This window comes from Soonwooa purpurea, assembly GCF_053891095.1.
The window spans coordinates 1-6,771 of sequence record NZ_JBSSMA010000026.1 but is presented as its reverse complement, the minus strand read 5'-3'; the positions used below and the strand labels follow the sequence as shown (position 1 = coordinate 6,771).

Sequence of the window (6,771 nt, the reverse complement as noted above, 5' to 3'; positions counted from 1 at the left end):
GAAATCTTCCTGTATTTGATCCGCTCTCTATACCATACAATTACAAATACAATGGTATGGAGCTGCAAGAAAGTGGTATGTACGACTACGGTGCAAGATTCTATATGCCGGATATTGGACGATGGGGCGTTGTTGACCCACTAGCAGAGAAAATGACCAGACATAGTCCTTATAATTATGCATTTAATAATCCTATAAGATTTATAGATCCCGATGGTCGAGAAGCAGAAGAGTCAGGAAGCAGCGATGCAGGTGCTAATGGAGAAGTAAGTATGGAGAATTCTAAAATAGATATTGGATATGGTATTAATATAGAAAGAGGATCTGCGGCCATAGATTACTATTATTATGGAGATAGTGGACAATCGACGATTGTTAAAAATGGAGAAGAAAAAGGCACCTATGTAGTTACGGGTTGGGTTGATGATGGAAAAACTGATGTAAAATTAGAAAATGGAAAAAAAGTTGGAGAATCATTAACCACTCATTCTTTTCTTGACGAAAATGGTAATGCAGTAGTAGGAGCTGTTATAAATACTAATAGTAGGGAAGGTCAAAATTTTATTGATAATGAAATTATTAAAAATAATCCAGGAGTAATAAAATATATGTTGAATGCGTATAAGGTTGGGCTAAGTTTAGATTTTAAATCACGTGGTTTGGATAATCCTCAAACTAACTCCAATTTGTTGGTACATGCTACTAGAGGAAGTATGACGAAAGATGGAAAAATGGCTTCTGCAAGAGATTTTGGAAATATGGGAGCGGGTATTGTAGCTGGGAGAGCTGGTTATTCCCTACAAGAAGCTCAGAGAGCATTTAATCTTTTACAAGGTGGTCCGGAGCCCCCTGTAAGTCAAAAAGCCCAACAAATTGGTCACTCGATTGGTGTTGGATTATATAATCCCAAATACAGTCTCCCGTCTGGAAACTATCGTGTTTATCCCTAAAAATTTTATTATTATGAAATCAAAATATTTTATTACTACATTTTATTCTTGTTTTGTTTTTGTTTTATCATGTAATAAAGAAAAATGGAGAGATATCGAATTAATTTCACCAAATGGTAAACAAACAATTACAATAATAACCAAAGGAAATGAAAGGTTTATTATGAATGGAAGCTATAGTGAATTACCTAATTCAAATTATGCAAAGGTCAGTATCGAGAAAGTAGATAGATTGGGTGATGAGATTGGTATTTGTTGGAATAAAAATGGAGATGGATGGGAGTTGATTAGCTTATATTCAGAACTACTCGAGAATAAATTAAATACAACTAAATTTAGGATAAAAGATGGTATCGACTTAGACAGTAATGACATTCCAACTGTCAAAAAATACTTTAATAAAGATTGTGATTTAGTATATCCTAGAGGAGATTTAATTAGACCAGGAAATGGAACAAAAATAAAATATAAGTAATTTCAATTAGCTCTCTCCTGTGATCGGATATTGAGAAAAAAATGTCTGTAAAATAGAAAAGCTCGGCTCCCTCTTTTCACCACGTCTAAAAAATAAGATTTTGAGGAAATAAATAAGATTTTGAAAGTAAGTTATTTAGGAAGGTTGAAATAATGCAAGTAATTCTATAACCCATCATTCGAAAATTCGAATGATGGGTTATAGAATACTAATGCTTCTTTTTAGTAAGAATTTTTAGGAAATAAAAAATTTGGCTCTCGGCTTCCCACGACCAGATGTCAAGAGAAAAACATCTGCAAAAGAGGAAAACCTTTATTTTATGATGGTAGAAATGTAACTTGCTTACTGGGAAAAATATTTAAATCTATCTTCTATAGCTGTTTTTGTAATTGATTCAATAACAAATGTTAAAATAAATTTAAAATATGTTAATTTTTTTTTATATTTAAGAACCAAAAATAAAATATGAAAAAAATTTACTGTTGTCTAGGTTTAGTATTATTAAGCCAAGTCTATGGTCAAAAAGTCGCTTGGCAACGTGATGTCAAATCTTCCACTCAAGATTTTCTATCGCACATCACATCAACTATAGATGGGCAAATTCTAATTGCTGGAAGTAGCATTCAACCCAATCAACAAGTTAGTACAGGAGGTAGTTCATCAAATAAAGGCTTCGATTATCATCTTATTAAGGTGGATCAAGAAGGTCAAAAACTTTGGGAAAAATATTTTTCTGGTAATGGACATGATTATCTGGAGTCTTCTATAGCTGCTCAAGACGGAAGTTTTTTATTAACTGGGACTACGTATTCTACAATAGGCTCAGAGAAGGGAGAAAAATCTTTTGGAGGATCCGATATATGGGTAATAAAACTTAATGAAAATGGAGAAGAGCAATGGCAAAGAACAATAGGAACTCGCCAAAATGAAGAAGCGAGAACCGCTGTACAGACAGTTGATGGTAATTTCGTTGTCCTTGGAAGTACAAATAATACAAAGTTGAGCTTTGGTCAAAAAGATGTTTTGGTTGTTAAACTTGATAAAAATGGAAAAATATTAAATCAACTCATCTTAGGAGGAAGTGCTTTGGATGAAGTTGAACATAGTATCGCTACTAAAGATGGTGGAATACTATTGGGAATTTATTCCAGAAGTTCAAAAAACGAAACATCACCGAAGTCAAACATTTCTTATAAAAATTTTCTGAAAGAATCTAGATTCAACTCTGTAAATATAGATAGCGCCAACACGCAAGACGATAAGCATAAAGCTAATAAAGAAGATGCAGCATCAGAAAATTTTGACATTTCATTTTATGCAAAGCAATCAGAACATTTTGGAGGCGGCGATTATTGGTTAGTGAAATTGGATAAAGACGGAAAAGTAGAATGGGAAAAGACGTATGGCGGTAAGGATGATGATCACATTAAAACTTTATCATTAACCGATACAGGATTTCTTGTTGGAGGCGAAAGTCGATCTTCCAATTCAGGAAACAAAAGAACTAGTTTAAAAGAAGGAACAGATCTTTGGATGGTGGCTTTAGATGAACATGGTAATGAAGAATGGCAAAAATCATACAGCTTTGGTAATCGCGATATTCTAATGTCTGCAAATAGTATAAAAAATAAAGAATCAAAAACCAAAGGCTTTTTAATTGGGGGCTATACACAAGCAGAAGGAAAAAAGAAAAAGGAGGACGAAACTTTTTGGATGCTATATATTGATAATAAAGGCGAAGAAGTATGGCGCAAACATATTGAAGGCGAATCTAAAAAGAATCAGGAACGTTTGACTAGTGCAATACTGACACAGGAAGGTTCTTACATATTGGCAGGGACCAGTGCAAATCAATTAGGTGAAGAAAACTGGAAAATTCTTAAGTTAAAAGATTCGCAAATAGAGGACTTAATGGTAAGTAAGAATATCCAGATATATCCTAATCCAGTCAAAGATTATTGTTATGTCGAGATTGGTACTGTGTTTTCAGAAGCGGATTTATCTATATACGACATGACAGGTAGACTTGTACAGCTGATAAAAACAAAAAATAGAGTTACAAAGATTAATACAAGCAATCTTCCGCAAGGAACTTATATCATCAAAGCACAAACCAACAATCAACAAAATCAAGAATATTCAACTAAAATTATTAAGGAATGAGAAAATATTTACTATTAATCCTAATAAATACTATTTGTTTTTGGATGTACGGGCAAGGATCATTTGAAGATGATGGTTATAAATATATACCTAGAGGGCCTAATGCAGAAGTAGCTAATTTAGGAAAATTTATAGATACACCTGTTTCACTAAATAAAGGTATCCCTAATATTGATATACCACTAATAGATGTTCAGTCAGGTGACTTTAGTTTTCCTATTAGTTTGTCATATCATGCAGGAGGTGTTAAAGTATCTGATCTCGCCTCGTCTATTGGATTAAATTGGAAAATAAGTTCAGATGCTGTGATTATCAGACAACAAAGAGGCAATCCTGATGAAAGAGGTTATTTTTTTCAAAATAGTCTTGAAACTTACCATTCATTAAATGAAGAAGGAAAAGAAGTTAAGAGGTTAGATTATTTAACTTATGCTATTGGTGACTATGAAGCTGATGTGTTTAATATTTCATGCGGAGGGATATCTGGGAAATTTATGTATCAACAATCTATACAGAAGTTTGTAGATGATACCGATCAAAATTTGAGAATAACTTTTACTAGTCAAGGAAATTGGGAAATAGTAGATGCTTATGGAAATTTTTATTACTTTGAGATAGTTGGTGATCTATCAAATGTTTCTATATCACAAGGAGGTTATATGGTTAATGATGTCAATGATAGACCTAAAGGTTTAGAAATTTGGAGATTAAAAAAAATTAAAACTTCAAAAGGCAAAGTTTTTCTATTTACTTACGGTTTATTAGGAATAAATACATATTATCAACCTGGTTCAAAAAATAAAAAAGTACCAATAAAATTACCATCTTGTGGTGCTGGTAGCGGGATAGAAGTTATTGCGCAGCAGAATATTGATACAGTTTATGGACTAACAAGTATTTCTTTTGATGAAGGTAGTGTTTATTTTATTTATTCAGACGAAAACAGGCAAGATGCAGATCTTAAGTATCTTAAATCAATAGAATTACGTAATAAATCAGGAGAGTATGTGAAGAAATATAATTTTAAACAATCATTCATTGGTCTTGGTGATAAAAATAATAAAAGGATGTATTTGGATGAAATAGAGCTACAAAAAAATGCAACTGAAAAGGAATTGTATAGGGGATTTAATTATCTTAATAGACAATCATTACCTTCGAGACTATCATCCGCAATAGATCACTGGGGAGGTTATAATGGTGCTTCAAATTTCAATGATTTAATTCCTGAAGGAACCTACACTTACATAAATAATGGTAAAATTGTAAAGCAATATATTAATGGTGGTAATAGAAGTGTTAGTCCTGTTCATGTATTAGATGGGCTTCTAAATAAGATAACATTACCTACAAAGGGACAAATAGTATATACTTACGAAAATAATATCATAGAAAGTGATTCATTACAAGAAAATTTAAAATCATATTTCAAAAATATAACAGTAATAGATACTATAAGTTTTAGTATAAATACCCCTATTCCTAATAATCCAATAAGATATCAGAATAAATTCAGTATTCCCAATAATATTTTTCAGACTAACATAACATCCTTTTCAACTGGGTGTACCAACGGTCCAACAGGACCAATAGGAATTCATTGTGATTATTTACTTTATCTATACAAAGATACTGGAGTTATACCTACATCAGAAGATGGAGGAAAGTTGTTACAAACTCTAGATACAAGTACTCTGCTACCAGGAAACTATATTATAGGAGCTATACCCAAAAATAACGATGAACCAGGGCAATATTTCACTGTTCAAGTACAGTTAATAACTGAAGATTTAGATGAAAAGGTATTAGTAGGAGGTGCTAGAATTAGTAAAATTGAAATAAAAGACTCTGATGGACAAACAAAAATTCAAAAAACATATGATTACAAAATTTTTGGTTCTAATTTGTCTAGCGGAAAAATTCATAAAATTCCAACATACTCTAGAGTCGTTAATTCAACCGTTAAATGTAAAATAACAAATAGTTATACAACTTATGAGCCTTTTAATTATTTAAAAATACAATCTAGTCCTAATTTTCCTCTTTATGATGATGCAGGAGAAAGCATATTATATGAAAATGTTACAGAATTTCAGAACAATCTGTCAAATCCGTCTGAAAATATTAAAACAGAATATATTTTTTCTTATAAGAAAGATGTTCCACAAACAACACCGGAATTATTGTTAGCTGATCAAACAATTCCTGATATTTCTTATCAGAAGCAAAGGGGAAATTTATTAATGAAAACAATGTATAAGCTAAATAATGGATTTTCACCTATTAGACAGGAGAAATTCAAATATTTTTATCCGCAGACAACATTGGGTAATATATATATGTATTCAAAAATTTCTCCATCTATAATTAAAGAAACTTTTGATGAAGGCTATGCATCCTACTTAATTGAAAAGAGATTAGTCGAAAATGAAGAAATAGATCTAGTGACTCCTACGAATAAAATATTAACAAAAACAGAATTACAGTATAATAATTTTAAATCAAAAAAAAGTTCATTACAAACTTTTCCAGATGGGAGTCAAGCTTTTACTGAGTTTAAGTATGCCAGTGACAAAAATATTACAGATTTGATTTCCGAAAATGCAATTGGTATACCACTAGAGACTACATTAACACAAAAAAAAGACAGCCTTGATTTTGGTAAGATAGTAGTAAAGTCTGATTTAAATTATGCGAAAAAAAATGGTGTCTATGGAGGTTTTATTGTCCCAACAGAGGCTCATAAATATAATATTGAAAACCCTAATTTAATAGCCTCAACTATTTCCTTCGGCGGTTATGATGATCGAGGAAATCTGACAGAGTACACCTTGGAATCTGGTATTCCAGTTAGTATTATTTGGGGTTATGATAAGACCAAGCCGATTGCTAAGATTGAGGGCGCAAATTATGAAGATATAAAAGGCAAGTCCGTTGTTATAGCCGCAATTAATGCCTCCGATTCAGATTTTAATGCCACATTGTCTAATGCTGAACAAACAGAAACAGATTTAATAAACACTTTAGATGCTCTAAGAAAAGATTCTACCCTTAGAGATTATCAAATCACTACTTATAGTTATGACCCTTTGGTAGGCGTTAGAAGTGTTACACCACCTTCTGGTCTGCGAGAAATTTACATCTATGATACAGCCCAACGACTGAAGGAAGTCAAACGATTGG

Annotated in this window: 4 protein-coding genes; all 4 read left to right on the top strand. The window is 31.9% G+C overall.

Going from position 1 to position 6,771, the window contains the following annotated elements; all coding sequences use genetic code 11:
• Positions 1 to 950: RHS repeat-associated core domain-containing protein (locus ACVFVN_RS14220; protein ID WP_456235791.1), on the top strand; the 950-nt coding region annotated here is incomplete at its 5' end.
• Between the two features lie 13 nt (positions 951 to 963).
• A complete protein-coding gene (locus ACVFVN_RS14215; RefSeq protein ID WP_456235790.1) occupies positions 964 to 1,425 on the top strand; it encodes a hypothetical protein in 462 nt (153 codons plus the stop codon).
• A 465-nt stretch (positions 1,426 to 1,890) separates the two neighbouring features.
• Complete coding sequence (locus tag ACVFVN_RS14210) at positions 1,891 to 3,588, top strand: T9SS type A sorting domain-containing protein (RefSeq protein WP_456235789.1); 1,698 nt, start codon at positions 1,891 to 1,893, stop codon at positions 3,586 to 3,588.
• The coding region (locus ACVFVN_RS14205; RefSeq protein ID WP_456235788.1) for a hypothetical protein at positions 3,585 to 6,771 on the top strand (3,187 nt) is incomplete at its 3' end. The genes ACVFVN_RS14210 and ACVFVN_RS14205, both read left to right, overlap by 4 nt.